Here is a 22,933-nt window from a genome sequence, read left to right on the forward strand (position 1 = left end):
TCAGCCCTTCCATATGGGGGTTCGGTTCTCGGCGTACGCGCGGATGCCCTCGACGGCGTCCGCGGACCCGATCACCTCGCCGGCGATGTCGGAGAGACGGTCGAAGGCCTCCGCGGCGCCCCAGTCGCGGTGTTCGTCGACGATGCGTTTCGAGAGCAGTACAGCCAGGGGCGCGTTGGCCGCGATGTCGTGGGCCAGTTCCAGGGCGGTATCGAGCGCCTTGCCCGGTGACGTGACGCGGTTGATCAAGCCCAGGTCGTGCAGCCGGCGGGCGGGCATCGGCTCGCCGGTGAGGGCCAGTTCCAGGGCGGTGCTGCGGGGCAGGCTCCGGGCGAGCCGGAGCACCCCGCCGGCGGCGGCGACCAGGCCGCGTTTGACCTCGGGGATGCCGAACGCGGCATCCTCCGCGGCGACGATCAGGTCGGCGGCGAGGGCGAGCTCGCACCCGCCGGCCAGGGCCGCCCCCTCGACCGCGGCGATCAGCGGTTTGGCGGGCGGTCTCGCGGTGATGCCGAGCAGTCCGCGGCCCTCGGTGACCGGGTACTCGCCACGGGCGGCGGCCTTGAGGTCCATGCCTGCGCTGAACACGGTGTCCGAGCCGGTGAGGACCGCGACCCGGGCCCGCGGGTCGGCCTCGAACGCGTCGACGGCCTTCTCCAGGGCGCGGGCGGTGGTCAGGTCGATGGCGTTGCGGACCGCGGGCCGGTTCAGTTTCCAGACGGTCACCGGGCCGTGCCACTCGACGATCAGCGGCGGCGGAGGTGGTGGCGGCAGCTCATGCCGGCCACGGTCGGTCACGGTGAAACCGGCGCCGTCCACCTCCAGCTTCCAGAATTCCGATATTTCAGAAATGTCGGAAGTACGGAGGACGACGCGGTCGCCCGCCGGGGTGATCGCGGTAACGATCATGGCAGCGGGCGAACCGTCCCGCTCGTAGGGGACGGTGTACGCCTCCACGACCGCCGGCCCACGGTAGGAGCTCAGCGCGCGACGGGCCGGCGGCCGCGGCAACCGGGGGTCGGCGTCGATGTCGACGAAGGCGGAGACCGGCGGCCGGGCGGACAGGACGGTCGCCGCGTGCTTGGTGAGGTACCAGCCCAGGGCGGTGGCCAGCCCGTAGCTGTCCGGCTCGGCACGCAGCAGCGGCACCAGGTTGGCGACCGCGTGGCTGGTGTAGTTGTTGCCCGGCCCGCCCGCGAAGGTCAGCCCGCCGGTCACGGTGAGCGGCCGCCCCGGGTCGTCGATCGGCAGCCCCAGCTCGCCCGCGGCGATCTGGACCGCGGACGGGAAGCAGGCGTACAGGTCGATGTGCTCGACGTCGTCGATGGCGAGTCCGCTGTGCCCGAGGACGGCGTCGCCGATCGCCCTGATCGCGGGTGAGGTGGCCAGATCGGCGCGCTCGGTGACGAACCACTCCTCGGTGGCGTGCGCCCCGGCGTGTACGAAGATCCAGTCGTCCTGGCCGATCCCGGCGGCCCGCGCTGCCGCCGCACTGCACACGACGATGCCGGTCCCCTGATTGACCTGGAGGTTCGCGGTCAGCAGCTTGGGGTAGGGCGCGGAGATCATCCGGTTCGCGGCGGTGGGAGCGGCCAGTTCCTCCGCGGTGTGCGGGACGCCCTGCCAGGCGGCCGGGTTGGCGGCGGCGACCTCCGAGTAGCTCGCCCAGAGCCGGGTGATCCGGTCCAGGTGCTCCTCCGGCGTGTTGCCGAGGCGCCCGCGGACGGCGGATTCGATCAGCGCGTAGAGGTAGATCGGCGCGACCAGGCCGGCGGCCGTCTCGGCGTCGTTGTTGGCCGGGGCGTCGCTGCCCAGTGTGCGGGTGGGCGCCGTGCCGTCCGGCTGGGCGGGCCAGTCCAGGGTGTGGCCGGAGCGTTCGGCGGCGGCCGCGGTGGCGGCCGATTCCGCGCCGCCGACCAGGGCGATCGAGGCCCGTCCGGCGGCGATCTCGGCGGCCGCGTCGTTGAGCAGCCGCAGCGAGCCGTCACCGCCGGCGATGGTGGTCTGCACGGTCTGCGCGGGTGTCGCGCCGACCGCCGCGGCGATCAGCGCGGCCCCGTCCGGGTACTGCCAGGACACGCTGGCCACGTAGCCGACGTAGTCCGCCTTCGCGAGCAGATCGGCCCCGGCGCCCTGCCGCAGCGCGCGCACGGCCAGCGACACCGGGTCCCCGCCGCCGGGCTCGGTGGACTTCTCGGAGAGCTGGCCGGCGCCGACGATCACCGGCGTCCACGCGTCGACATCCTGGCCGGTCCGCTCGTACCGGATCGGATCGGGCTTTTCGTCTGTCCTTCTCGCGGCCGTGACGGCAGGCGGCCGTGACGCGCTCGCCGCCGGAGCCAGCCGGCCCAGCTCGGCGAGGCTCTTGCGCATGGCGTCGGCCAGGTTCCGGGCGACCATCGGCCCGAGCGGCCCGTCCGTCGGCCCGCCCTCGACCCCGCCGTCGAAGCGGACCAGCGCACCGGCCGCGGACGGCGCCACCGACAGGTAGAAGCCGACCTCGATGCCCATCGGCGCGGTGCCCTCGAACCAGACGGCCCGGTCCGCGACGACCCCGGTGACCGTCCAGCGGACCTCGCTCGGCACGCCCATCAGCCTGATCCGCTGCCGGAAGCGCGCCCCGTCGGCGAACTCGGCGGGCGGCGCGTCGATCCATCCGGTGTGCTGGAGCACCCAGTCGGGCATCCGGGCCGGATCGGCGAGCACCGCGAACACCTGGCCGGGGCGGGCCGCCACCTCGACCGCGACGCTGCACGGGTAGGCGAAGACCCGGGGTGGTTCGACCGCCGGCGGCGTGTCCGGCTCGGGCCGGCGGCGGCTCAGGGCCGTGGTCGCGGCCGCCCGTGCGACAGCGAACATCCGGGCCAGGTTCCCAGCGGGCATCGACGCTCCCCTAACAGTCCGACCTGACGGTAAAGGGGTGACCTGGGTCACGGCAAGAGCAAGTGGATCACTGGGAAGAAGCTGTATGGACGCAACTAACCGTCAAGCCGTACGGTAAATCGGTGAAACGGACGCAGGCGCAGCGCAGTGCCGACACCAGGGCGAAGGTCCTGGAGGCCACCGTGCAGTGCCTTGTCGAGCGCGGCTACGCGGAGACCACCACCGCCGAGGTCCTGGCCCGCGCCGACGTGCCCCGGGGCACGCTGCTGCACCACTTCCCGACCAAGGTCGACCTGCTGGTCGGCGCGGTGCACCACGTGACCGGCCGCCGGGTGGAGTCGCTGACCGCCGAGCTCGCCGCGATCCCGCCGGAGGCGGACCGTCTCGACGCGCTGATCGACATCATCTGGCGGCACTTCTCCTCCCCGCTGTTCTGGGCCGCGCTCGAGCTGTGGAACGCCTGCCGCACCGACACCGAGCTGCGCGCCGCGCTGCTCCCGGTGGAGAAGGAGATCTTCACCGTCCTGCACGACCGGGCCCGCGATCTGCTCAGCGAGAGCTCGCCCGGTGATCCCCGCGTGCCGACCGTGGTCGAGTTCAGTTACGAGGTCCTCACCGGACTGGCCCTGACCGGCATCGTCAGCGGCGATCTGGGCCGCCGTGAGCTGCTCATCCGCCGCTGGAAACGGGCGGCCGCCATCCTGCTCGGCCACCGTGACCCGTCCACCCTCGTGGAACGTGCCCGCTCAAAGGAGAGTTGATGTTCGACACCCCGGAACGCCTCGCCCTCGCCGACGCCATGAAGCAGTTCGCCGCCCGGGAGATCCTCCCGAATCTGGCCGACTGGGAGCGGGCCGGTGAGATCCCCCGTGACGTGCACGCCCGCCTCGCCAAGGCCGGCCTGTACGGCATCGGCTTCGGGGAGGAGGTCGGCGGCGACGGCGGCGACACGGTCGACACGGTCGTCGCCACCGAGGCGTTCCTGGAGGCCGGCGGATCGTCCGGCGCGCACGCCTCGCTGTTCACGCACGGGATCGCGCTGCCGCACATCATCGCGTCCGGCGACAGCGGCCTGATCGACCGGTTCGTCCGCCCGACCCTGGCCGGGGAGATGGTCAGCGCGCTCGGCATCACCGAGCCGGAGGCCGGTTCGGACGTCGGCTCGCTGCGCACCACGGCGGTCCGTGACGGCGACTCCTACGTGGTGAACGGCGCCAAGATGTTCATCACCTCCGGGGTCCGGGCCGACTTCGTGACCACCGCGGTGCGCACCGGCGGCCCGGGCGCGTCCGGCATCAGCATGCTGGTGATCGAGAAGGGCACGCCCGGTTTCACGGTGTCCCGCAAGCTCGACAAGATGGGCTGGCTCTGCTCGGACACCGCCGAGCTGTCCTTCACCGACTGCCGGGTGCCGGCCGCCAACCTGGTCGGCCCGGAGAACTTCGGGTTCGCGCTGATCGGCCAGGCCTTCGTGTCCGAGCGCATCATCGCGGCGGTGCACGCCTACTCGGTGGCGCAGCGCTGCCTCGACCTGACGCTGGAGTACGCGCGGGCCCGCGAGACGTTCGGCCGTCCGCTGATCAGCCGCCAGGTGGTCCGGCACAAGCTGGTCCAGATGCGGCAGCGGATCGACGTGGCCCGCCAGTACACCCGGTGGCTGGCCGAACGGCACGCCGCCGGTGAGCCGATGATCGGCGAGGTCTGCCTGGCCAAGAACACCGCGGTGGAGGCCTGCAAGTACGTGGTGGACGAGGCCGTGCAGCTGCACGGCGGCATGGGCTACATGCGCGAGTCCGAGGTGGAGCGGCACTACCGGGACACCCGGATCCTCGGCATCGGCGCCGGGGCCAGCGAGATCATGACCGACCTGGCCGCCAAGATGTTCGGCTACCAGTGAGGTGATCCAGTTCGAGCACCGGCCGGGGATCCTCGACCTGTCGTGGGGGCATCCCCGGCCGGGCCTGCTGCCGGTCCGGGCCTGGGCGGAATCGGGCGCGAACCTGGACTGGCGAGCCCTCACCTACGGGTCCTCGGCCGGGCCGGATCCGCTGCTGGAGTGGCTCGGCGATCCGGGCCGCACCTTCGTGACCGGCGGGGCCTCGCACGCCCTGGCCCTGGTGACGCAGGTGCTCGCCCGGCCGGGCGACGTGGTGCTGGTCGACTCCCCCACCTATCACCTGGCGTTCCCGATCCTCGCCGACCGGGGACTGCGAATCGTCCAGGGCGGGTCGGTCCACCAGGTACGACCGAAACTGATCTACCTGGTGCCGACGTTCGGCAATCCCACCGGGGCCAGTCTCCCCGAAGAGAGGCGCGCCGGGCTGATCGAGGCGGCCCGGGAGGTCGGAGCGACGATCGTGGAGGACGACACCTACCGGGAGCTGTCCTACGACGGACCGGCCCCGGAGTCACTGTGGTCGATGGCCGGCGGTGACCCGGTCGTCCGGCTCGGGTCGTTCGCCAAGACGGTCGCGCCCGGTCTGCGGCTCGGCTGGATCAACGCCGAGCCGGAGATCATCGCGCGGTTGACCGGGCTCGGCTACGTGCACAGCGGCGGCGGGGTCAACCACACGACGGCCGTCACGATGGGTGCCTTCTGCGCGGGCGGGGGCTTCGAGCGGCACGTGGCAGGATTGCGCGCGAGTTACCGTACGCAAAGAAATGCCCTGGTGGACGCCTTGCGCAAGCATCTCCCCCAGCTTGATGTGCCGTCACCTGCCGGGGGTTGGTTCGTCTGGCTGCGGCTGCCCGCCGGGGTGACCGCCGAGGCGCTGCTGCCGGTCGCCGAGGAGCGTGGCGTCTCGTTCGTGCCGGGGCCGAGGTTCTGGGCCGACGGCAGCGGCGGCGCGGACCGGATCCGGCTCAGTTTCTCGCTCCTTTCGGCCGCCGAGCTGGAGGTCGCGGCCGCGCGGCTGGGCGAGGCCGTTGCCGTGATCGCTCACAACCGATAGACCTGCGTGCATGACTGATACGGATTGGGTGCCGGCCGGCATCGACACGAGCCGGCCGAGCACCGCCCGGGTGTACGACTATTTCCTCGGCGGCACCCACCACCTGCCGGTGGACCGGGAGCTGGCCGGGCAGATCGAGGCGATGACGCCGGACATCGGCGAGACGATGCGGGCCAACCGGATGTTCCTGCGGCGGGCGGTGCGGTTCCTGACCGGCGCCGGGGTGCGGCAGTTCCTGGACATCGGCTCGGGCATCCCGACGGCGGGCAACGTGCACGAGATCGCGCAGGCCGAGGCGCCCGGGTCGGCGGTGGTCTATGTGGATGTCGACCCGGTGGCGGTGGAGCACAGCCGGGCGATCCTGGCGGGCGTGGAGCGTACCGGGGTGATCTGCGCCGACGCCCGGGACACCGGCCTGATCCTGACCGAGACCGCCAGGTCGGGCCTGATCGATCTCGGGCAGCCGGTGGCCGTGCTGCTGGCCGGGGTGCTGCACTTCGTGCCGGACGCCGACGACCCGGCCGGACTGGTCGGCGCGCTGAGTGACGCGGTCGGGCCGGGCAGTTTCCTGGTGATCTCGCACGCCACCTCGGACGGGCAGCCGCCGGAGGTACTCGAGGCGCAGCGGCTGTCGGCGCGGACCGGCACCGGGATCGTGCTGCGGCCGCACGCCGAGATCGCCGCCTGGTTCGAGGATTTCCCGCTGGTCGAGCCGGGTCTGGTGCACCTGCCGCTGTGGCGTCCCGAGCCGGGCGAGCCGGTGGACAACCCGGAGCGGTACGGCGCCTACGCCGGGGTCGGGGCGGCCTGAACCAGCGCGTCGATGAGCTTCTCGATGGCCCCGGGGAAGGCCGAGTTGTACATCGACGGGAGGTGCTCGCGAACCAGGTGCACGTTCGGGTACCCGTCGGCGGGCAGTGAGGTGTAGACCCGGGACCACGCCTCCTGCTCGGCCGCCTCCTGCTCCTCGGTGAGCTCGGCCGCGTCGACCGCCGCCACGGCGAGCACGGTGTCGACGAAGTCGCGGTAGTGCCGGACCGCGTCGGCCGGGGCGAACCCGGCGCTCAGCATGATCCCGATGCCGGTGTCGACGACCCGCATCTCGTGCGGGCCGGCGGTGACCCGGATGGCCCGCAGGTGGGCGAGCCGCGGGTGCTGCCGCATCGAGCGGCGCAGCGAGTGGGCGAGGTCCCGCAGCGAGTCGACCCAGTTGTCCCGGGGGACGAAAGCCGCGAAGGCGTCACCGATCAGCCGGTCCGCGACGGCGAGCAGCAGCGCGTCCAGGTCCCGGAAGTACCGGTACACCGCCGTCGGGTCGGCGCCCAGCTCGGCGCCGAGGCGGCGGACGCTGAGACGGTCGCCACTCGGCGACTCGATGAGCCGCAGCGCCGCGTCGACGATCAGATCCTCGGTCAGCACCACTCCGCTGCGGGTCTTGCGTCGACGGGCGCCGACACTGCGTACGCGCTCCGCTCCTGGCACGTCACCACCATAGAGGGGCGCTTACGTCAACGCATTGACATAAGAGTGGGGACATCGGCATCCTCGGTTCACGAGATCTCCCCCGGTTCACACCCGGGCGGTCTCGAGAGTTGGAAGGGACTCCCCATGGCGGCCACACCCCCCGCTTACGATCAGGACATCCGTACCGACGAGCAGCGCATCCGCAGGGCGCTGGGCGGCGCGGTCCGCACCCCCTTCTGGCTGGAAGACCCCGGCCGGCCCGCTCCCGAGCCGGCGCTCAACGGCTCGGCCGAGGCCGACCTGCTGGTCATCGGCGGCGGCTACTGCGGTCTGTGGACCGCGCTGATCGCCAAGGAGGCCGACCCGTCCGGGGAGGTCGTGCTCGTCGAGGGCAACGAGATCGCGTGGGCGGCCAGCGGGCGCAACGGCGGCTTCGTCGAGGCCAGCCTCACCCACGGCACCGAGAACGGGCGCCGGCACTTCGCCGACGAACTGCCGATCCTGGACAGTCTGGCCGCGGAGAACTTCGCGGCCTTCGAGGAGACCCTGGTCCGGCACGGCATCGAGGCCGAGTTCGTGAAAGAGGGCGTGCTGGCCGTCGCCACCGAGCCGCACCAGGTCGAGGAGCTGCGCGCGGCGACCACCGCGGCGACCACCTTCTACGACCGCGAGCGGCTGGCCGGGCTGGTGCGCTCCCCGCTCTACCGGGCCGGGCTCATGCAGCACGAGGGCGCCGCGCTGGTGCACCCCGCCAAGCTGGCCTGGGGCCTGAAGGCCGCCTGCCTGCGGCTCGGCGTGCGGATCTTCGAGAACACCCCGGTCACCGACATCAAGGACGAGGGCGCCACGATCCGGGCGGCGACCTGGGCCGGCAGTGTCCGGGCCGGCAAGGTGGCGCTGGCCACCAACGGCTTCCCGTCGCTGCTCAAGCGCAACCGCCTGCTGACCGTGCCGGTCTACGACTACGCGCTGATGACCGAGCCGCTCACCGGCGCCCAGGTCGAGGCGATCGGCTGGACCCGGCGGTTCGGCATCTCGGACGCCTCCCGGCAGTTCCACTACTACCGGATGACCTCGGACAACCGGATCCTGTGGGGCGGCTACGACGTCGTCTACCACAGGGGCGGCACGATCCGGCCCGAGCACGACCAGAACCCGGAGACCTTCGCCCGGCTCGCCGACCACTTCCTGCGGACGTTCCCGCAGCTCGGCGACATCCGGTTCAGCCACGCCTGGGGCGGCATGATCGACATGTGCACCCAGCTGGCCGCGTTCCAGGGCCGGGCGATGGGCGGCAAGGTGGCCTACAGCAGCGGCTTCACCGGTCTCGGCGTAGCCGCCACACGGTACGGCGCGACCGTGATGCTGGACCTGCTCGACGGTCGCGACACCGCTCGTACCCGGCTGAAGATGGCCCGCCGCAAGCCGCTGCCGGTCCCGCCGGAGCCGGTGCTCTACCCGGCCGTGCAGATCATCCGGAACGCGATCGCCCGCGCCGACCGCAGCGGCCGGGACGGCTTCATCCTGAAGGCGGCCAACGCCGTCGGCTTCTCGTTCGACTCCTGACGGCTGGGCCGGTCTTCACAGGCCGGCCCTCACGCCCGGTATCCGGGCTCCACCTCGCGCACGCAGTGCTCGGCCTCGCCTGCGGGGACCCCGAGTGCCAGCAGCCCCGCCATCACCTCGCCCGGTTTGGCGCCGCCGTCGACGACACTCATCCCACCGGCGCCGCGAACCAGATGAATCCGGTAGCGCGCCCCGGTCCACTCGACACGTACCGCGGTGACCGGACCCTCAGCTGGATCGTCCATGCCGATCATCCTAGGCACCCATTTCCGATCTCTTGCACCGAGTCACCCGTTGTGAACGGTGGGTGAAGGTCGGCCGAACGACTCGATTGCGGCGAGGATCATCCGTCCACGCCGGCCCCCGCAGGCCGACCCATCCATGCTGATATAACCCATATCTTGTACGCCTACGCGCGGCCCTGGCGGCGCGGTCGCGATCATCTGCCACGCCAGGCCGTAGCGCCCGCGTCCGGGCGTGAGTGGTGGGTCACGGTCAACCCTCAGTCGTACAGCAGAGCGGTGAGCAGGCCGCGCAGCGTACGGTCGAAAAGATCCGGACGCCGCACCCCGGGATCAGCGAAAGCCGCGACGAGATGGGGATAGACCGTCAGGTCGAGCCCGGTGAAGGCGGGCGGCGGCGCGGCGCTCTCGGTGCGGGCGAAGAGCGTCACCACGCCGGTCATCATGGCCAGCGCCTCGAACTTGGCGGCCGACCCGCACGGCACCGGCGCCAGCGCCCCGAGACAGTGGTCGAACCAGGCCAGGGCCTCCGGCCCGATCCCGGTCGGGCGGTGCAGCAGGTCGATCACCCAGGGATGCCGGCGGTAGAGGGCCAACTGCCGCCCGGCCAGGACGATCAGCGAGTCCACCGGCTCCCCGGCGGGCTCCGGAAATGGCCGTAACCCGGCCGCCACCCGGTCGGTCATCAGGTCGAGCAGGTCGTCACGGGACGACAGGTAGCGGTAGAGCGACCCGGCGCCGGTGTGCAGCGCGGTGGCCACCGCCCGCATCGAGACGGCCGCCAGGCCCTCCGCATCGGCCAGGGCGATCGCGGCTTCGACGATCTCGTCCCGGCTGTGGGTGGGCTGGGGCCCGCGGGCGCCCCGGGCCGGGCGGATCCAGATGGGGGATGCGTCGCTCACCCGCACCACTGTAAACTGCGAACGACGTTCGCGGTTTCTCTTCCAGCTAAGGCAGGGTCAGATGGTTCAGATCCACTCCACCGGCAACGGGCCGGGCATCGTGGTGGTGCACGGCGGCGGGGTCACCGCCGGCATCTACCGGCGACTGGCCGGGAAACTGGCCGACCGGTTCACCGTGCACCTCTACGACCGGCGGGGGCGCGGCGACGCACCGGCCCGGTCCCTGCCCTACGACGTCCAGGAGGACGTCGACGACCTGCTCACGGTGCTGCGGCAGACCGGCTCGCACAACGTCCTCGGGCACAGCGGCGGCGGCATCGTCGCCCTGCTGGCCGCACGGCAGGGCGCGGTCGAGCGGCTGGCCCTCTACGACGGGGTGGTCCCGGTCGACGACCTCTTCCCGACCGCCTGGGTGGACCCGGCCCGGGCGGCGGCACGAGCCGGCGACATCCCCCGCGCGCTCGCCCTGACCAGCGCCGGGATCAACACGCACACCGCGGCCAGCCGGCTGCCGCTCGCCGTGCAGACGGCGATCTGCCGGCTGTTCCTGCGCACCCCGATCGGCCGCGAGATGGGCGAGCTGCTGCCGATGACGCTGGACGAGGTGGACGGGATCCGGGCCTTCACCGGGCCGGCCGAGCAGTGGGCCGGGATCGGCTGCGAGGTGCTGCTGGCCTGCGGCGCGGACGGACCGTCCTACTATCCGCGGCTCAACGAGGCGCTGGCCGCGGTGCTGCCGCACGCCCGCACCCTGCTGGTGCCGCGCGCCGCGCACGACGCCGTCAACCGGGCGCCCGCCCGGGTGGTCGAGCCGCTCGCGGAGTTCTTCGCCGCACCCGCCCGGGTGAGCTGACCTTCTTCTCAGTGCCGCGGCCTTGTCAGTGCGGCGGGGTGGGCTGACCTCAGTTCGGGGCGGCGGCCAGCCAGTCGTCGCCCACGCAGCCCTCGTCGTAGTCCCACCAGCCGTCGCGGGCGCCGGCGCGCAGCACCCGCTGGACGGCGGCCAGGTCGGCGTCCGGCGGCACGTCCAGGGCGGCCAGGCGGTACTGACGGATGCCCTCACCGGTCACCCCGAACGGCTCGAACGCGTCCAGCACCCGCTGCACCGAACCGCGCAGCGGGCCGCTGCCGAACGGCACGACCCGGATCGTGCAGCGCCCGGACCACTCCACCTGCTCGGTGGCCCAGTGGACGCCGTCCTCGTCCCGCCGCACCCGGATCAGATCACCGTTGGCGACACCGCGGACGAACCAGGGCGCGTTGCTGAGCCGGACCACGTCGTCACCGACCGGTTCGGCCCAGAGACTCTCGACCGACACGGGCGGCCAGTCGTCGCTCGTCCTCGGCAGGTCGAAGTGGACTTTGACCGCGTCCACGACGGTCACCAAGCGGCTTTCGTCATGCCGGACCCCCTTGCACAGCCGCGCGGAGACGTAGTCTCCCAGAAGATCGACCGGCTCAGCACAGGCCCACCTCCCGCAGACCGGTGGCGGCCCGGACCCGGTAACCGCAGCGGTCCAGGGCCTGCCGGATCCGCGCGGCGCCGACCGGATTGGCGGAGTGCACGCTGATCAGGTCGATCTCGATGGGCCGCCCCTCGAAGGCGGCACGCTCCAACACCTCGACGACCGGCCAGATGGTGTCCTCGCCGCCGAGATCGTGGTCCAGCCACAGCTCGTCGATCCGCCGGCCCCGGTGGGCCTCCAGCAGCGCCACCCCCTCGGCGCTTGTCCGGGCCACCTCGGCGGGCCGCCCGTCGGCGAACGACCGCAGATCGTCGACCAGGATCACCAGACGCTGCGCGGCACGCCATTCGGCACGGGTGATCGCGTACTCCACCTCGCCCTCGCCGGAGCCCGGGATCGGCGGACAGTCCGGGAAGAAGGTCCGCACGTACCGCAGCCCGCACTTCTCCATCACCCGCCGGGAGCCGGAGTTCACCGCCATGGTCTGCGCGATGATCCGCTCCCGGCCGGACGTCGCGAAGCCGTGCCGCAGCAGCGCGACGGCGCCCTCCGTGGCCAGGCCCCGCCGCCAGTACTTCCGCAGCAGCCGGTAGCCCAGCTCGGCCTCCCCCGGCCGCTCCGCCGGCGGCAGCATCATCACGCCGACGAACTCGCCGGTCTTCTCGGTCGCCAGCCAGTAGCCCAGCCCGTCCACCCGCCGGCCCAGCTCCATGCGCTGCGCGTGATAGCCGGCCACCTCCGCACGGGTGCGGGCCCGGCCTTCGATGTAGCGCAGCACCTCGGGATCGGAGTCGAGCTCCACCTCGTACTCGAGATGCTCATCGGTCAGCGGGATCAGCACCATCCGCTCGGTGTACAGCGTCGGTTGCGGCATCCGCCCACGATCACACAGCAACCTCGCCCACGCGACGACGTTTCAGGCCGGCGGGTCCTCGCCCACCAGGCCGTCGATCGACTCCCGGATCAGGTCGACGTGCCCCAGGTGCCGGGCGTACTCCTCGATCATGTCGATCAGAACCCGGCGCAGGCTCGGCGAACGCCCGTCCGGCCAGGTGAACGGAATGGTCCCGTCGAGGCCACCGGCGGCCAGGGCGGCGGCCAGGTGGGCGCGCGACCGTTCCACCGAATCCCGCCAGAGCGTGTAGAGCGTCTCCGGGCTGTCGCCGGCCGCGGTCCGCCACTCCCAGTCCGGGTCGGCGTCGAAGTCGACGTCACGCCACAGGTCCGCGGGCGGCCGGTCCAGGCGTACCGAGAAATAGACGTCCTCGACCAGGGCGAGATGCTTCAGCAGGCCGCCGATCGTCATGCTGCTCGCGCCCACGGTCGCCCGCAGCCCCGGCGCATCGAGCCCGCCGGTCTTCCAGGCGAAGAGGCGGCGCTGTCGCTCCAGCGAACCGATCAGCGTCTCGGTCTCGGTGCCCGCGGCCGGCGGCCCGAGCGGGATGGTCTCCGTCATGGCCGCACGCTAACCTCCGTTCCGGACGTTCTGCTTCCGGATCATTGAGGGGTACGCCGATGCCGAGCCCGACCGCACGGGCGCTGATGGCCTACGAGGCCGTCCAGGGCGCTCCCGGGATCACCGCGGACCGGATCGCCGAACGGCTCGGCATCTCCGACCGGGCGGCCCGGCGCTACATCGCGATCCTGCGCGAGGCCGGGCTCCCGATCGAGTCCGTCCGCGGGCCCTACGGCGGATACAAGGTCGGTCGCGGCGCCCGGCCGGCCCCGCTGATCTTCACGCAGGCGGAGGCGCTCGGCCTGGTCATGGCGGTCCTCGACGGCCACCATGCGGCCGGTGACACGGCCGATCCGGTCGGCAGCGCCCTCGGCAAGATCGTCCGGGTGCTGCCGGAGAGCCTGGGCGCGCAGGTCGAGGCCGTCCGGCGGACCGCCGCACCGGCGCCCGACCGCGGCGCCGCGCGGCCCGACCTCGAGATCACCAGCGGCCTGGTGCGGGCGTGCGCTCAGAATCTCCGGGTACGGGTGGGCTACCGCACCGAGGCCGGTTCGGAGTGGACGGCCGAAGTGGACCCGTGGGCCATCGTGGTGCGGCACGGCCGGTGGTATCTGCTGTGCCACTCCCATGCGGCGGGCGCGCGACGGGCGTACCGGATCGACCGGGTCACCGCCGTGGAGGTCCTCCCCACCGCATTCCGGCCGCCCGCCGACCTGGACCCGGTGGCCGTCCTCGACGCGCACCTGGCCGTCGGCTGGGAATTCCGCGCCGAGATCCTGATCGAGGCCCCGATGGCCGACATCCCCGCCTGGCTGAGCCCCGCCCTGGGCGCGCTGACCCCCGGCCCGGAGCCGGACACCACCATCCTTACCGGCAGCACCAGCAACCCCGATTGGTACGCCCAGCAGCTCACCGTCATCCCCGCCGACTACCGCATCCTCGACAGCCCGGAGATCCGCGACGCCGCCCGCCGGATCGCGGAACGCCTGCTCGCGGCCGCGCGGCCGAAAAGTGTCGGGGGTGCCGCGTAGGGTCCGCGGCATACCGGTCCCCCGCTCTGAATCGAGGAACCATGGCCGTTCTCGAGTTGGCCCGCTTCACCATCGCCGAGGGCGCCGAGGAACAACTGATCGCCGAGCGCCCCGCCATGCTGGCGGCGCTACGCCGCGGTTTTCCCGGCTGCCTGGCCGCCTATCTGAGTCGGGAGGAGGACGGCGGCTGGCTGGACGTCCTGGTCTGGCGCTCCCGGGAGGAGGCGGAGGCGTCGGCCCGCGAGATCACCTCGATCCCCGAGTGCGCCGCCTGGTTCCGGCACATCACCGAGTCGGGCGGCATCCGCCACGCCGAGGTCGTCTCCGCCTGGCCCCCACCCGCCTGACCCGGCCTACCGGACGGCCCGCCCGGCAGGCGCCGGCCACTGCGGAGGCTCAGCTCCGCCCGGCCGTCCCGACTCCCACTCGTCTCCCGAGTCTCCATCCCCGCGCGACCCAGACCCTGGGACCGCACCCCACCACTCGGGCTCCCGCCCAACAGCCGCACCCGCCTGCCCACCAGCCTCCCGCTCGACGGCCGCGGGTCCGCGACCTCGTGTATCGGGGACTGCGGTTCTGCCACGCTGGGGTGGGGTCGGCTGGTGACCCGCAGCCTGCCATCCATGCGAAGGACGAGGGGCGGGGACGGCAGTTTCACGCCGCCGCGAAGAGCTAGTGCCGGGATCCTTGCGCCACGCGCCCGGATCCGCGGGCACGCGGCTGGAGTCCCTGGTCCGCCGCGCGGGGCTCTCGCTGCGCGGGACGGCGCTCTCGCTCCGCAGGCCCGGATACCTACTCCGCAGGCCCGGATACTCGCTCCGCCGGCCCGCATTCTCACTCTGCTGGCCGGGATACTCGCTCGGCGGGTCCAAGTCGAGGAGGCCCGCGCCGCGGCGGTGGGAGAGGCGTGGGTCGGAGACCGGGGCTTGGGGGTCGGCGAGGCGGCCGCTGAACCAGGCGGTGAAACCGGCCAGCGCCAGACCGGCGGCTTCGAGGGCGATGAGGCCGCCGTCGGCGGAACGGTCGTGGCCCCGGACCCGCATCAGGGTGAGGACCGCGAAGACGATCAGCACACCGACGTCGAGGAGGAGGGCGAGGAAGAAGATCCGGGCGGCGGCGGGGTCCGAGGCGCCGAAAGCATCGACCGCGGCGGCCAGTGCGGCGAGCAGGCCACCGATGAGGCCGGCCACCAGGTTCCAGAAAGCGACCGTTCCGATCAGAGGGGGCGCGCCGAGCGTGGTTGCCAGGTCGAAGACGAACGCCATCCAGAACAGCCCGAGCGGGAACATCAGCAGTAGCGGCTGCACGCCTGACCCGGCAAGCCGGAGCCGGCTCTGGGTATGGCGTCTCCCTGTCATACGCGCCTCTGTCACGCGGACCCCCTCCGCCCGGGTCGTGACCGGGCTGCGGCCGTGGCGGCCGGAGATCCGTATCTCCGGCCGGGAAATGGACCTTCCTCAGCCTGAGCGGGATTCGACCGGACCGGACCCTCCCTTGCGGGTGATTCGGGCTGCGGGCGGTAAAACCCCACGAGCCGGGCAGTGGGTGCTCCAGGTGGGAAAGCGGCTGTGGGGCCCCTCAGGCCAAATCCTCCCAAACGCCGCGACTCAAGCGGCCGATGATCACCCGGCCGTGGCATGCCGAGATCTGCAACCGGCGAGAGGCACAGCGCCCGGAAGCCAGAAACGGCCGGAAGGAGGAAGGCCAAACGAAAGGCGCGAGCCAACGAGCCTGCTTCTCGGTTGCGGGTGGCCACGACGTCACATCGCGCATTCGGATGGCTGCGGTGTCACCCCGACTGGCCGGCGACCTTGGTCGATTACAACTTTCGGGCCGATCTTGGTTCCTGGTCGCCGGGCGGTAGATCATCGCCCATGATCCATTTCCCCTGGAGGACCTTGGGTCATCAGATAAGTCCAGGCAGCAAGACGCCCAAGATCACCAAAACGCTCAAGAGCCCGGCGGACACCACCCCGGACGCGCCCCCACGACCCGCGCGATCTTGGACGATTGGCCACCGCAAACGGTAGGAAAACGCCCAAGATCGCGGGGCGGCGCCTGCAGCCGCCGCCCGGGCGGTGGGAGACGCGGAAGGGCGAGCGCGGAAGGGCGAGCGGAAGGCTCATGTGGGGGTGGGGTGGGCCGATGGGACCCCGGTCGGGAGCCAGCCGGGGGAGGTGACGCGTGGGCAGGCGCAATTCCCTGGGGACCGGGCAACGGTCGCGACGGCAGTCGCTGCGGGCCTCCACCGTGTACGGCGCGGTGCCCGCGGTGCTGGCCGGGGCCTACGCGATCGGCACCTGGAACGACGGCGGCCGTGGGCCGATGCTGCTGCTGGCGGCCGTGATGACCGGGTTCGCGCTGGCCGGCTGGGCGCTGGCCGGGCGGATCGCGCGGACCCGCTGGTGGATCGTGATCCAGACGGCGGCGGCGATCGTCAATCTGGCGGGGGCCGCGGCTCTCGGGCTGTTGGACGGTGGGGTGGCCGGGCCGCTGGGCACGTTCGTGCCGTTGTCGGTGGTGCTGCTGGCGATCGTCGTGCCGCCACGGGCGTTTCTGCTGCCCGCCGCGGCCGGTGCTCTCGCGTACGCCTCGCTCGTGATCTTTGGTGAGACGCCGCCGGCGGCGGGTTATCCGCTGGTCCATGCACTGGGTTTCGCCTGTGTGGCGGTGTTGTGCCTGCGGCATTCGGCGGTGCTGGCGTCGCTGCGGCGGCGGCTGGCCGACAGTTCCCGCGCCGATCCGCTGACCGGCTGCCTGAACCGGCGCGGCTTCGACGAGCGGGCGGCCGCCGCGCTGACCGAGGCGGAGCGCACCGGTCGCCCGCTCACCGTGATTTTGCTCGACCTGGACCGTTTCAAGGAGGTCAACGACACGCTGGGTCACCGGGCCGGCGACGAGTTGCTGGCCTGGACGGGGCAGGAGTTGCGCGCCGAGTTGCGGGCGCACGACGTGGTGAGCCGGCAGGGCGGTGACGAGTTCGCGGTGCTGCTGCCGAACACCGGTGCGGAGGCCGGAGCCCTGGTGGTGGACCGGCTCCGGGAGCGGCTGCGGACGTGCGCGCCGGCCAGCCTGGGTCACGCCACCTTCCCGGCCGACGCCACCAGCCTGACCGGCCTGGTGCACGTCGCCGACCAGCGGCTCTACCGGGACAAGGCATCCCGGGACCGGCGTGCGCCGAGTGCCGAGGCGGTGGCCGGGGCGCGTACCGGAGTCCGGTCGGCGAGCCCGGCCCGGTCGGTGGCGGCGCTGGAGCGCCGCCGCCATTCGATCGCCGATCCGGGCTGGATGTCGATCACTCAGACCTGTGTGGCGATGCTCTACATCGCCCTGTTCGCGAACGACCACCCGCACCGTGCCGGCATGGTGGCGCTGTCGGTGTGGGGTTTCCTGACCGGGCTCGCCGTGGTGGCCCGCGCCGACTGGCTGAGCCGGTCGCGGCTGGCCCGGCCGCTGATGCTGGCGTTCGCGGCGAGTTCCTTCCTGAGCTGTGCGGCGATCGCCACCCTGGACGGCGGCGTGGATCACCCGCTCGGTGTCGGCGTGCTGCTGTCCATCCCGTTGCTGGTGCTGGGGATGCGCCCGGAGGTGACCGGCCCGATCGCGATCGTGGCGGGGGCCGTGTGGATGCTGGTCGGCGTGCTCGTCGGCGATCCGGGCGGGTGGTATCTGGCGATTCAGCTGCTGGGCACGGCGACGGCCGCGGTGGCGTGTGCGGTGCAGGGCCGGGCGGCGGCCCGGCAGCGACGGATGCTCACCCGGCTGTCCCGGGTGGATGTGCTGACCGAGGTGCTGAACCGGCGCGGGTTCGACGAACGCTTCACCGCGGAGGTGGCCGACGCCCGCCGGACCGGCCGGGGCGCCGCGCTCCTGGTCCTGGACCTGGACGACTTCAAGACGGTCAATGACACGCAGGGGCACGCGGCCGGCGATCAGCTGCTGCGCTGGGTGGCCCTCACGCTGCGGGCCGACGTCGACGCGGTCGGCCGGCTGGGTGGTGACGAATTCGTGGCCCTCGTGGACGACGGCACGGACCCGTTCGCCGTGGCCGACCGGCTGCGGATGCGGCTGGCCGCCCGGACCGGCGCCAGCATCGGCGTCGCCGTCCTCGACGTGGACGGCGACGACTTCGACTCGCTCTATGCGGTCGCCGACGCACGCCTCTACCAGCAGAAGAAGCCGCGGAAGAGGTACGCCCACCGCTGAGCACCGCTACCGTCCCGCACCCCGCGACGACCGGAGAGGTCACCCGTCCCGATCACAGAATGGTTTTCCTTCGATCGGAACGGATCCCTCTCATGAAGCGTGTTCTCGTCCTGTTCGCAGCGGTGTCGTCGATGTTGGTGGCCCAGCCCGGGGTGGCGCTGGCCGCCGCCGGGAGCGCCCGGTCGTACGCGTTCATGAGCCAGTCCAACGGCGACCGCCTGATCGCCCGCTGGAATCCGTGTGACGGCGCCATCACCTACCGGGTGAACCTGGCCCGCGCGCCGAAGAACTCGCTCGCCGAGGTGAAGACCGCGTTCGCCCGGGTCACCGCGGCCACCGGGCTGACCTTCCGGTACGCCGGGACGACCTCGGTGATCCCGCAGGCGAAGAAGGGGTTCAACGGGAAGTACCCGTCAGGCACCGAGATCGTGATCGCCTGGGCCACCCCCGGGAAGCACAGCACCTGGCTGCCGGCCCGCTCCACGTCGCTGGGCATGGGCGGCGGCTCGTGGCAGACCGCCTACACGTCGTCCGGCGGTAACGCGCTGATGATGGTCCAGGGCGCCGTGGTGCTCAACGCGACCGGTCTGAAGGGGATGGCCCGCGGTTTCGGGGCGCACCGCGGCGGCACCACCGGGGCGGTGCTGATGCACGAGATCGGGCACGCGATCGGCCTGGCCCATCCGAAGCAGAACGACCGCAGCCAGATCATGTACCACACGGTGACGTCGAAGAAGGCGGTCTGGGGCGCCGGCGACCTGGCCGGCCTGCGCAAGGTCGGGAAGTCGTCCGGCTGCCTGGTCACCCAGAAGCGGAGCTGAGCCAGGCCTCCACGTCGGCGGCGGTGCGCGGCATCGCCGCCGACAGGTTCTCGTGGCCGTCCTCGGTGACCAGCACGTTGTCCTCGATCCGGACGCCGATGCCGCGGAACTCCGCGGGCGCGAGCAGGTCGTCGGCCTTGAAGTAGAGACCGGGCTCGACGGTGAGGATCATGCCGGGCCGCAGTTCGCCGCCCACGTAGTCCTCGCGGCGCAGCTGGGCGCAGTCGTGCACGTCCATGCCGAGGTGGTGTGAGGTGCCGTGGACCATCCAGCGGCGGTGCCAGCCGCCGGACTCCGGGTCCAGCGTCTGGTCGACGGTCACCCCGGCGGGCAGCAGACCCCACCCGTGTACGCGTTCGGCGATCACCCGGGTGGCGGCCGCGTGGATGTCCCGGAACCGGTTGCCCGGCCGGACGGCGGCCAGCCCGGCCTCCTGCGCGTCGAGGACGGCCTGGTAGATCTCCCGCTGCGGGCCGCTGAACCGGCCGCCGGCCGGCAGGGTGCGGGTGATGTCGGCGGTGAACAGCGAGTCCAGCTCGACGCCGGCGTCGATCAGGATCAGGTCGTCCGGGCGGACCTCTCCGGTGTTGCGGATCCAGTGGATGGTGTTGGCGTGGTCGCCGGCCGCGCAGATCGAGTCGTACCCGATTCCGTTGCCCTGGTGGCGGGCGTGCAGCCCGAAGATCCCCTCGATCCAGCGCTCGCCGTGGCCGTTCGCGATCGCCTCGGGCAGGGCCGCGATGATCGCGTCGAAGCCGCGGTGGGTGGCGGCGATCGCGGCGCGCATCTCGCCGATCTCCCACTCGTCCTTGACCAGCCGCATCTCGGACAGGTGCCGGTCCAGTTCGTCGTCGGCGCCGGGCAGGACGGCCGGGCCGTCCACCCGTAGTTTGTCGACGAGCCGCGCCACCGCCGGGTCGGCCGACCGGACCACCCGCAGCCGGGCCGGGTCGGCGTCCTTGGCGAGCGCGTCCGGGAGGGCGTCGAGGTGGGCCGCGGCGATGCCGTAGCGGGACTCGATCTCCTCGATGGTGGGCCGCGGGCCGACCCAGAACTCGCCGTACCGCATGTCGGCGTAGAACTCGCTGCTGTCGCGCGGGGCGAGCGGCCGGAAGTAGAGGGTGGCCCGCCCGTCGTCGAGGACCAGCACGCTGTCCGGTTCGGCGGCCGCGCCCAGCCCGGTGAGGTGGGCGAAAGCGGTGTGCGGCCGGTACGGGTAGTCGGTGTCGTTGCTGCGCACCTTGAGCCCACCGGCCGGGATGACCAGCCGCTCGCCGGGGAATCCCTCGGCCAGTGCGGCGCGGCGCCCGGCCGCCCGGTCGGCGACGTCGGCCCGGGATGCCGGGGTGGTTTCGCGGGGCGCCCACCCGGAGGCGATGAACGCGCGGAAAGCTTCGGCCGTCATGGGTCGAAATAGTGCCATGCGCCGCTGTTATCGCGGGGGTTTGCCAATTGTGAACAAGTGATTACCGTCGATACATGCGGGCCTTCTTCGTGACACTCCTGCTGGTCATGGCCGGTGTGGTGGCTCCGGCGCAACCCGCCGCGGCCGCCGTTCCGGCGTTCACCGACGCGTACGGCCGGGAAATCGTGCTCCGCGGCTTCAACGTCTCCGGCAGCACCAAGCTGTACGAGAACGGCCTGCTGCCCTTCCGTGACACCGCCGGCGCGGCCGCCGCGGCCACCGCGATGCGCGACCTCACCGGCGCCAACGCGATCCGCTTCCTGATCAGCTGGGAGGGCGTGCAGCCGGCCCGGGACCGGATCGACACCGCCTACCTGGCCCGGGCCGCCGCGCAGATGCGGGAGTTCACCGACCGCGGCATCCGGGTGCTGATCGACTACCACCAGGACCTCTGGTCGGCGCACCTGTTCGACCCGGACAGCTGGTACACCGGTGACGGCGCCCCGAAGTGGGTGATCGACGCCGGGACCTATCCGGACGAGTCGTGCGGCATCTGCATCCTGTGGGGGCAGAACATGCTCACCAACGGTGCGGTCCGGGCGGCCGCCCACGATTTCTGGCACAACCGTTACGGGGTGCAGGACGCCTACCTGGCGCAGGCGCGGGCCGCTCTCACCTACTTCCGCGCCAATGTGGACCACACCATGGTGCTGGGCGTCGACCCGTTCAACGAGCCGTTCGACGGCGGCCTCGACGGCGCGTCCGGCGCGACCTGGGAGGCGACCCTGCTGATGCCGTTCTACCAGCGGTTCCGTGCCGTGATGGACGAGACCGGCTGGGCCGCGCGGCCGCTGTACGCCGAGCCGCTGGTGTTCTGGAACACCCAGTTCGGCGAGGCGGGCGGGTTCACCACGATCCCGCCGCTCGGGCCGCGGTACGTGTTCAACAGCCACTACTACGACGGCGGCCGGATGACGCTGGACCCGACCGCGGCCGGCGACGGGACGTACAGCGCCGCCATGAACCGGATCCGGGACCGGGCGACCGCGCTGGGCGCCACGCCGTTCGTGTCCGAGTTCGGCAACGCGCTCTCCGGAACGGGCAGCAGTGGCCGTACCCCGTGGATGGTCCGCGCCATGTATCAGGGCCTCGACTCCCGGCTGTCCGGCGCCTCGTTCTGGAACAGCACGACCGGCTCCGGGCCGGTGTTGTCGGCGACGCAGTGGCACTGGGACGTCTACAGCGGCCGGCACAGCGAGGCGATGAACGGCAACCCCGACAAGATCCAGACCACCGGGGACGCCTGGAACGGCGAGGACCATTCGGTGTACGCGAACGGAGCACTCCGGTTGGACCGGCGCGTGCTGGACCGCCTCTTCCCCAGTGCCGTGGCCGGGAGCACGATCGCGTTCGCCTACGAGGACCTGGCCCGCGACGGGTACGCGGGCGCCGGCCGTCAGCAGGCGTGGCTGACCGTCCCGTCCCGGCTGCCCACGATCGCCGGGCTGGTGGCGGGCCGCCAGTACGGCGTACTGGTGTGGCGCGGCCCGTCCGCCCCGCTCGGCGCGCCGACCGAGTTGCACCTGCCCGGCTCGTTCCCGTCGGCCCGCACCGTGGTGGTCTCCGACCTGGGCACCCGGAGCGGGCTGACGGCGAGCGGCCCGATCGCGGTCGCGGGCGAGACCGGCGCGACCACGGCCCGGCGGCTGCTGCTCGACGGGGACGGCTCGGTGCACGTGGCGCTCGTCGTCAACGCGTCCGACACGGCCTCGATCCCGGCCGCCACCCTGACGGCGGCGCGGACCGAACTCCTCGGCTGGGTGGCCGGCATCCGGGTCTAACGGACCAGCGTCACCAGCCCGGAGTCCAGGTCGTAGCGGGCTCCGACCACCATCGTCGCCCCGCTCTCCACCGCCTCGTGGACGATCTCGCTCTGCTCGACGAGCGCCTCGGCCTGGGCGCGCACGTTGGCCCGGACCGCCTTCTCGACCCCGTAGGAGTCGTCCACATAGGGCTCGACGATCGGGCGCAGCGCGTCCACGACGGCCGCGATGTGGCCGGGGACCTCGGCGCCGGTGCGGATCGCGTCCAGGGTGGCCGAGATCGCCCCGCAGCGCTCGTGCCCGAGAACCATGATCACCGGCGGGACGAACTCCTCCACCGCGTACTCGATGCTGCCGAGCAGGATGTCGTCGACCAGGTTGCCGGCGACCCGATTGTCGAAGAGGTCACCGATCCCCTGATCGAAGAGGATCTCCGGGGTGAGCCGGGAGTCCGCGCAGCCCAGGATGACGGCGAACGGATGCTGCCCGGCGGCGACCTCGCGCACCCGGGCGGGACCCTGGCGAGGGTGCCGGGCGCGTCCGGCGGCGAAACGCCGGTTTCCGGCCAGCAGCGACGCCAGCGGATCCGACGAGAGGTGGGTGTCCGCCGAGGCGGCGTGCGGGAGCGCCATCGATCCGGCGATGGCGCCACCGGCGGTGAGCAGGGTGCGACGGTGGAGCGTAAGCATCAGACGTCTCCTAACTCGCGAGAGGGAC

At 72.2% G+C, this 22,933-nt stretch carries 21 protein-coding genes and 1 pseudogene; 11 read left to right on the forward strand and 11 right to left on the reverse strand.

From position 1 onward, the window contains the following. The gene (locus IEZ13_RS27685) at positions 1 to 2,883 is read right to left on the reverse strand and encodes a type II toxin-antitoxin system Rv0910 family toxin (protein WP_183218034.1); all 2,883 of its coding nucleotides are present in this window, start codon (positions 2,881 to 2,883) and stop codon (positions 1 to 3) included. Between the two features lie 122 nt (positions 2,884 to 3,005). Here IEZ13_RS27685 and IEZ13_RS27690 point away from each other — a divergent pair, with 122 nt between their 5' ends. From IEZ13_RS27690 to IEZ13_RS27705, 4 genes are read left to right on the forward strand one after another with little or no spacing between them, the layout of a single operon-like run. Beyond that, entirely contained in the window at positions 3,006 to 3,644 is a 639-nt protein-coding gene (locus IEZ13_RS27690) for a TetR/AcrR family transcriptional regulator (RefSeq protein WP_183218032.1), read from the forward strand. After that, positions 3,644 to 4,780 carry an acyl-CoA dehydrogenase family protein gene (locus IEZ13_RS27695; protein ID WP_183218030.1) on the forward strand — a complete coding sequence of 379 codons (1,137 nt, stop codon included), beginning with the start codon at positions 3,644 to 3,646 and terminating at the stop codon, positions 4,778 to 4,780. Before IEZ13_RS27690 ends, IEZ13_RS27695 begins: the two co-directional genes overlap by 1 nt. A gap of 1 nt (position 4,781) precedes the next feature. After that, positions 4,782 to 5,834: an aminotransferase-like domain-containing protein gene (locus IEZ13_RS27700; RefSeq protein WP_183218028.1), complete on the forward strand. Its 1,053-nt coding sequence runs from the start codon at positions 4,782 to 4,784 to the stop codon at positions 5,832 to 5,834. Positions 5,835 to 5,844: 10 nt separating this feature from the next. Then, entirely contained in the window at positions 5,845 to 6,645 is an 801-nt protein-coding gene (locus tag IEZ13_RS27705) for an SAM-dependent methyltransferase (RefSeq protein ID WP_183218026.1), read from the forward strand. On the opposite strand, the gene IEZ13_RS27710 is transcribed toward IEZ13_RS27705, so the two are convergent. Then, positions 6,621 to 7,316 (reverse strand): TetR/AcrR family transcriptional regulator, encoded by a 696-nt coding sequence (locus tag IEZ13_RS27710; RefSeq protein ID WP_183218025.1) that lies wholly within the window; start codon positions 7,314 to 7,316, stop codon positions 6,621 to 6,623. The two genes, IEZ13_RS27705 and IEZ13_RS27710, sit on opposite strands and share 25 nt — an antisense overlap. 126 nt (positions 7,317 to 7,442) lie before the next feature. On the opposite strand from IEZ13_RS27710, the gene IEZ13_RS27715 reads away from it, so the two are divergent. Next, positions 7,443 to 8,864 (forward strand): NAD(P)/FAD-dependent oxidoreductase, encoded by a 1,422-nt coding sequence (locus IEZ13_RS27715; RefSeq protein ID WP_183218023.1) that lies wholly within the window; start codon positions 7,443 to 7,445, stop codon positions 8,862 to 8,864. Between the two features lie 29 nt (positions 8,865 to 8,893). On the opposite strand, the gene IEZ13_RS27720 is transcribed toward IEZ13_RS27715, so the two are convergent. Further along, entirely contained in the window at positions 8,894 to 9,109 is a 216-nt protein-coding gene (locus IEZ13_RS27720; RefSeq protein ID WP_183218021.1) for a hypothetical protein, read from the reverse strand. Positions 9,110 to 9,366: 257 nt separating this feature from the next. Beyond that, positions 9,367 to 10,008, reverse strand: a complete 642-nt coding sequence (locus IEZ13_RS27725; RefSeq protein ID WP_203833887.1) for a TetR/AcrR family transcriptional regulator — start codon at positions 10,006 to 10,008, stop codon at positions 9,367 to 9,369. 61 nt (positions 10,009 to 10,069) lie between these two features. Between IEZ13_RS27725 and IEZ13_RS27730 the strand changes: the two genes are divergently transcribed. Next, a complete protein-coding gene (locus IEZ13_RS27730; RefSeq protein WP_183218019.1) occupies positions 10,070 to 10,861 on the forward strand; it encodes an alpha/beta fold hydrolase in 792 nt (263 codons plus the stop codon). A 49-nt stretch (positions 10,862 to 10,910) separates the two neighbouring features. Here IEZ13_RS27730 and IEZ13_RS27735 read toward each other — a convergent pair whose 3' ends face one another. From IEZ13_RS27735 to IEZ13_RS27745, 4 genes and pseudogenes are all read right to left on the reverse strand, one after another. Next, positions 10,911 to 11,384 (reverse strand): DUF4265 domain-containing protein, encoded by a 474-nt coding sequence (locus IEZ13_RS27735; RefSeq protein ID WP_203833888.1) that lies wholly within the window; start codon positions 11,382 to 11,384, stop codon positions 10,911 to 10,913. 82 nt (positions 11,385 to 11,466) lie between these two features. Then, positions 11,467 to 11,835 carry a cyclic-phosphate processing receiver domain-containing protein gene (locus IEZ13_RS46845; protein WP_229795108.1) on the reverse strand — a complete coding sequence of 123 codons (369 nt, stop codon included), beginning with the start codon at positions 11,833 to 11,835 and terminating at the stop codon, positions 11,467 to 11,469. Between the two features lie 81 nt (positions 11,836 to 11,916). Continuing rightward, positions 11,917 to 12,348: pseudogene (locus IEZ13_RS46850) on the reverse strand (GNAT family N-acetyltransferase); the annotation flags it as partial. A 42-nt stretch (positions 12,349 to 12,390) separates the two neighbouring features. Further along, a complete protein-coding gene (locus tag IEZ13_RS27745) occupies positions 12,391 to 12,930 on the reverse strand; it encodes a DinB family protein (protein WP_183218013.1) in 540 nt (179 codons plus the stop codon). A gap of 59 nt (positions 12,931 to 12,989) precedes the next feature. On the opposite strand from IEZ13_RS27745, the gene IEZ13_RS27750 reads away from it, so the two are divergent. Continuing rightward, positions 12,990 to 13,961: a helix-turn-helix transcriptional regulator gene (locus tag IEZ13_RS27750; protein WP_183218011.1), complete on the forward strand. Its 972-nt coding sequence runs from the start codon at positions 12,990 to 12,992 to the stop codon at positions 13,959 to 13,961. Between the two features lie 41 nt (positions 13,962 to 14,002). Continuing rightward, positions 14,003 to 14,308, forward strand: coding sequence for an antibiotic biosynthesis monooxygenase (locus IEZ13_RS27755; RefSeq protein WP_183218009.1), 306 nt, complete (start codon positions 14,003 to 14,005; stop codon positions 14,306 to 14,308). A 6-nt stretch (positions 14,309 to 14,314) separates the two neighbouring features. On the opposite strand, the gene IEZ13_RS47750 is transcribed toward IEZ13_RS27755, so the two are convergent. After that, positions 14,315 to 15,319: a DUF2231 domain-containing protein gene (locus IEZ13_RS47750; RefSeq protein WP_183218008.1), complete on the reverse strand. Its 1,005-nt coding sequence runs from the start codon at positions 15,317 to 15,319 to the stop codon at positions 14,315 to 14,317. Between the two features lie 826 nt (positions 15,320 to 16,145). On the opposite strand from IEZ13_RS47750, the gene IEZ13_RS27765 reads away from it, so the two are divergent. After that, positions 16,146 to 18,167 (forward strand): GGDEF domain-containing protein, encoded by a 2,022-nt coding sequence (locus IEZ13_RS27765; RefSeq protein WP_183218007.1) that lies wholly within the window; start codon positions 16,146 to 16,148, stop codon positions 18,165 to 18,167. Between the two features lie 92 nt (positions 18,168 to 18,259). After that, complete coding sequence (locus tag IEZ13_RS27770; RefSeq protein ID WP_183218005.1) at positions 18,260 to 18,988, forward strand: matrixin family metalloprotease; 729 nt, start codon at positions 18,260 to 18,262, stop codon at positions 18,986 to 18,988. Here the strand turns inward: IEZ13_RS27770 and IEZ13_RS27775 are convergent. Then, entirely contained in the window at positions 18,969 to 20,393 is a 1,425-nt protein-coding gene (locus IEZ13_RS27775; RefSeq protein WP_229795093.1) for an aminopeptidase P family protein, read from the reverse strand. The two genes, IEZ13_RS27770 and IEZ13_RS27775, sit on opposite strands and share 20 nt — an antisense overlap. 74 nt (positions 20,394 to 20,467) lie before the next feature. Between IEZ13_RS27775 and IEZ13_RS27780 the strand changes: the two genes are divergently transcribed. Continuing rightward, entirely contained in the window at positions 20,468 to 22,234 is a 1,767-nt protein-coding gene (locus IEZ13_RS27780) for a cellulase family glycosylhydrolase (RefSeq protein ID WP_183218001.1), read from the forward strand. On the opposite strand, the gene IEZ13_RS27785 is transcribed toward IEZ13_RS27780, so the two are convergent. After that, positions 22,231 to 22,905 (reverse strand): carbonic anhydrase, encoded by a 675-nt coding sequence (locus IEZ13_RS27785; protein WP_183217999.1) that lies wholly within the window; start codon positions 22,903 to 22,905, stop codon positions 22,231 to 22,233. The genes IEZ13_RS27780 and IEZ13_RS27785 overlap by 4 nt on opposite strands. Positions 22,906 to 22,933 lie beyond the last annotated feature (28 nt).

This window comes from Actinoplanes campanulatus, assembly GCF_014647795.1.
In the GTDB taxonomy this organism is placed as follows: Bacteria; Actinomycetota; Actinomycetes; order Mycobacteriales; family Micromonosporaceae; genus Actinoplanes; species Actinoplanes campanulatus.

Bases quoted from the DNA above. Each gene is read 5' to 3' on its own strand.
- IEZ13_RS27770 (WP_183218005.1), top strand. From the start codon at position 18,260: ATGAAGCGTGTTCTCGTCCTGTTCGCAGCGGTGTCGTCGATGTTGGTG.
- IEZ13_RS27755 (WP_183218009.1), top strand. From the start codon at position 14,003: ATGGCCGTTCTCGAGTTGGCCCGCTTCACCATCGCCGAGGGCGCCGAG.
- IEZ13_RS27750 (WP_183218011.1), top strand. From the start codon at position 12,990: ATGCCGAGCCCGACCGCACGGGCGCTGATGGCCTACGAGGCCGTCCAG.
- IEZ13_RS27745 (WP_183218013.1), bottom strand. From the start codon at position 12,930: ATGACGGAGACCATCCCGCTCGGGCCGCCGGCCGCGGGCACCGAGACC.
- IEZ13_RS47750 (WP_183218008.1), bottom strand. From the start codon at position 15,319: ATGACAGGGAGACGCCATACCCAGAGCCGGCTCCGGCTTGCCGGGTCA.
- IEZ13_RS27685 (WP_183218034.1), bottom strand. From the start codon at position 2,883: ATGCCCGCTGGGAACCTGGCCCGGATGTTCGCTGTCGCACGGGCGGCC.
- IEZ13_RS27730 (WP_183218019.1), top strand. From the start codon at position 10,070: ATGGTTCAGATCCACTCCACCGGCAACGGGCCGGGCATCGTGGTGGTG.
- IEZ13_RS27720 (WP_183218021.1), bottom strand. From the start codon at position 9,109: ATGGACGATCCAGCTGAGGGTCCGGTCACCGCGGTACGTGTCGAGTGG.
- IEZ13_RS27775 (WP_229795093.1), bottom strand. From the start codon at position 20,393: ATGACGGCCGAAGCTTTCCGCGCGTTCATCGCCTCCGGGTGGGCGCCC.
- IEZ13_RS27705 (WP_183218026.1), top strand. From the start codon at position 5,845: ATGACTGATACGGATTGGGTGCCGGCCGGCATCGACACGAGCCGGCCG.
- IEZ13_RS27785 (WP_183217999.1), bottom strand. From the start codon at position 22,905: ATGCTTACGCTCCACCGTCGCACCCTGCTCACCGCCGGTGGCGCCATC.
- IEZ13_RS27780 (WP_183218001.1), top strand. From the start codon at position 20,468: ATGCGGGCCTTCTTCGTGACACTCCTGCTGGTCATGGCCGGTGTGGTG.
- IEZ13_RS27695 (WP_183218030.1), top strand. From the start codon at position 3,644: ATGTTCGACACCCCGGAACGCCTCGCCCTCGCCGACGCCATGAAGCAG.
- IEZ13_RS27715 (WP_183218023.1), top strand. From the start codon at position 7,443: ATGGCGGCCACACCCCCCGCTTACGATCAGGACATCCGTACCGACGAG.